Below are 3080 nucleotides of genomic sequence, written 5' to 3'. Positions count from 1 at the left end.
CGGCAATACGAAAGCCCGGATCGTCGTCAGGCGGAAATGCCGTCGATCCGGGCCAAGGCGTCGTCCGCGCCGAACGGCTGCAAGTACGGCAGCCAGCGCGGATCCCTATGGCCGGTCCCGATGATGCGCCAGGCCAGGCCGGACGGCGGGGCGGGTTTGTGGCGCAGCCGCCAGCCGATCTCGAAGAGGTGCCGATCCGCCTTCACGTGGTTGCAGCGACGGCAGGACGCCACCACGTTGTCCCAGACGTGCTTGCCCCCGCGGCTGCGCGGGATGACGTGGTCGACGCTGGTTGCGACGCCACCGCAGTACATGCACCGGCCCCCGTCGCGGGCGAACAGCGCCCGGCGGGTCAGTGGAACGGGCCCCCGATAGGGAACCCGGACGAATCGCTTGAGCCGGACCACGCTGGGTGCGGGGACTGTGACGGTCGCGCTGTGCAGATAGGCGCCGGACTCCTCGAGGCAGACTGCCTTGTTCTCGAGGACGAGGACGAGCGCGCGGCGGAGCGGTACGACACCTAGCGGCTCGTACGACGCGTTGAGGACCAGGACATGCGGCACGGATGCCTCCTTGGACGCCGGCGGCGCGTGGCTCGCGCCGGGACGATTCGTAGCCAGTCTCCCCTCAGGCCTGGTGGAAGCGCCACCATGTCCCCGTAACGGGCTGGGAGTGTTTTCGACCACATCCCATTCATCCCCCGGATCATGGCCCGTTCAAGCCCAGGTGAGCACGGTCTCTCCTTCACACATCCAGCAAGGGCACACACAATGCCCCGTTAGTGTGGTGGTTCTGCCCCTTCGGTGACCCAGCCGTGACCTTGACCCCCCAGAACCACCGCGCCGGGGCAGACCGCTGCGCCTGGAGGTACCTGCCGTGTCCCTGTCCCTCGCGGACTCCGTCCTGTTGGCCGCCGACCCGTCACCGTCGCCGACCCCCTCGGAGACCCAGTCCCCGAGAGTGCCTTCGCTCCAGGACGCCCAGGAGAGCGCGACGAACGCCGCCGGCTGGGTCGAGCAGAACTGGTCGACGTGGCTCGCGATCGGCCTCAGGGTCCTGCTCATCGTGGTGATAGCCGTGGTGCTGCGGGTCTTCGTGCGCCGGGCGATCACCAAACTGATCGACCGCATGAACCGGAACCACCAGACCGGGGAGAGCAGCGCGATCGGCGGGCTGCTGGTCAACGTCGAACGCCGCCGGCAGCGCTCGCAGGCCATCGGCTCGGTACTGCGCTCGGTGGCGTCGTTCCTGATCATAGGCACCGCCGCGCTGATGATCCTGGGCACCTTCCAGATCAACCTCGCCCCGCTGCTGGCCTCGGCCGGTGTCGCCGGTGTGGCGATCGGTTTCGGGGCCCGCAACCTCGTCACGGACTTCCTGTCCGGCGTCTTCATGATCCTTGAGGACCAGTACGGCGTCGGCGACACGATCGACGCCGGCGTCGCCTCCGGCGAGGTGATCGAGGTGGGCCTGCGCGTGACCAAGCTGCGCGGCGACGGCGGCGAGATCTGGTACGTCCGCAACGGCGAGGTCAAGCGCATCGGCAACCTGTCCCAGGGCTGGGCCACGGCCAACGTCGACGTCACCGTCCACGCCGGCGAGGACTTGGACAAGGTGAAGGCCACCCTGGACGAGGTCGCCGAGAAGATGAGCGCCGAGGAGCCCTGGAACGAGCTGCTGTGGGGCCCGATCGAGGTCCTGGGCCTGGACAGCGTGCTGCTGGACTCGATGGTCGTGCGCATCACGGCCAAGACCATGCCCGGCAAGTCCCTGACCGTGGAGCGCGAACTGCGCTGGCGCGTCAAGCGGGCCTTCGACGCGGCGGACATCCGCATCGTCGGCGGCGCCACGGCCCCGCCGGAGGAGCAGCCCGCGGACCCGACGGCGGGGATGGCGGCACCGTCGGTCTACGCGAACGCCGCGTCCCCCCAGTCGACGGCCGCGTCCCCGCTCGCGCCGCCCGCGCCGACGAGCACCACGAAGTAGCCCACCACCTCGGAAGGAGGGCGGCACCCGGTCCTGCCGGGGGCCGCCCTCTTCGCATGTCCGGCTTCGCGCCCGGCCGCAAGTCAGGCCGCACGCCCGCATGTCCGGCCGGGTGCGCGGCCGCATGTCCGGATAGCGGCGGGCCGTCCCCTATTGACGCCCGCCCGGCACCGGGCCTACCTTCCTCCCACCAATAGGAAACTTTCCTAACAGTGATCGGGAGTACCCCGGGGGACGGCCGTCCGATGGACTTCCCCGCCCGATCACTGAGAAGCTGAGCAGCCGAAGGGCAGGTGTGGACACGCATGGCAGGAACGGCCGGCACGCCGGGCACCCCACGCGTCCTGCGCGCCATGAACGACCGGGCCGCCCTGGACCTGCTGCTGGAGCACGGCCCGCTGTCCCGCACCCGGATCGGCAAGCTCACCGGCCTGTCCAAGCCGACCGCCTCCCAGCTCCTGGCCCGACTGGAGGCGGCGGGACTCGTCCTGGCCACCGGCACCACCGAAGGCCGGCCGGGCCCGAGCGCCCAGCTCTACGAGGTCAATCCGGCAGCCGGCCACGCCGCCGGACTCGACGTCACCCCGCAGCGGATCCTCGCCGCGGTCGCCGACATCACCGGCCGCACGGTCGGCCGCCACGAGCTGCCCACCCCCGGCAGGCGCACCGGCACCCCGGTCGTCCAGCAGGTCACCGACGCCCTGGACGGCGCGGTGAAGGCGGCCGGTCTCGCCCGGGACGACATCCACCGCCTGGTCATCGGCACTCCCGGCGCCTTCGACCCCACCACGGGCCGGCTGCGCTACGCCTCCCACCTCCCGGGCTGGCACTCCCCCACCCTGCTGGACGAGCTCGCCGCAGCCCTGCCGATGCCGTTCGAGTACGAGAACGACGTCAACCTGGTCGCGCTCGCCGAGCAGCGTCTCGGCGCGGCCCGGGGCCACGCGGACTTCGTGCTGCTGTGGAACCAGGAGGGCCTGGGCGCCGCCCTGGTGCTCGGCGGCCGGCTGCACCGCGGCTGGACCGGCGGCGCCGGCGAGGTCGGTTTCCTGCCGGTGCCGGGCACGCCCCTGGTCCGGCAGGTCACCAAGGCC

Annotated in this window: 3 protein-coding genes; 2 read left to right on the top strand and 1 reads right to left on the bottom strand. The window is 71.2% G+C overall.

The genetic code is table 11. The features are described 5' to 3' along the window. Nucleotides 1-26 precede the first annotated feature (26 nt). Nucleotides 27-563 (bottom strand): HNH endonuclease, encoded by a 537-nt coding sequence (locus ABZ281_RS44025; RefSeq protein ID WP_356663849.1) that lies wholly within the window; start codon nucleotides 561-563, stop codon nucleotides 27-29. 319 nt (nucleotides 564-882) lie between these two features. Between ABZ281_RS44025 and ABZ281_RS44020 the strand changes: the two genes are divergently transcribed. Both ABZ281_RS44020 and ABZ281_RS44015 read left to right on the top strand, forming a co-directional pair. Next, entirely contained in the window at nucleotides 883-1986 is a 1104-nt protein-coding gene (locus ABZ281_RS44020; RefSeq protein ID WP_356663851.1) for a mechanosensitive ion channel family protein, read from the top strand. A 305-nt stretch (nucleotides 1987-2291) separates the two neighbouring features. Continuing rightward, nucleotides 2292-3080: ROK family transcriptional regulator (locus tag ABZ281_RS44015; protein WP_356663847.1), on the top strand; the 789-nt coding region annotated here is incomplete at its 3' end.

It is taken from the genome of Streptomyces sp. NPDC006265 (assembly GCF_040613555.1).
Lineage (GTDB): Bacteria > Actinomycetota > Actinomycetes > Streptomycetales > Streptomycetaceae > Streptomyces.
This window is presented reverse-complemented; position numbering and strand designations above follow the sequence as displayed.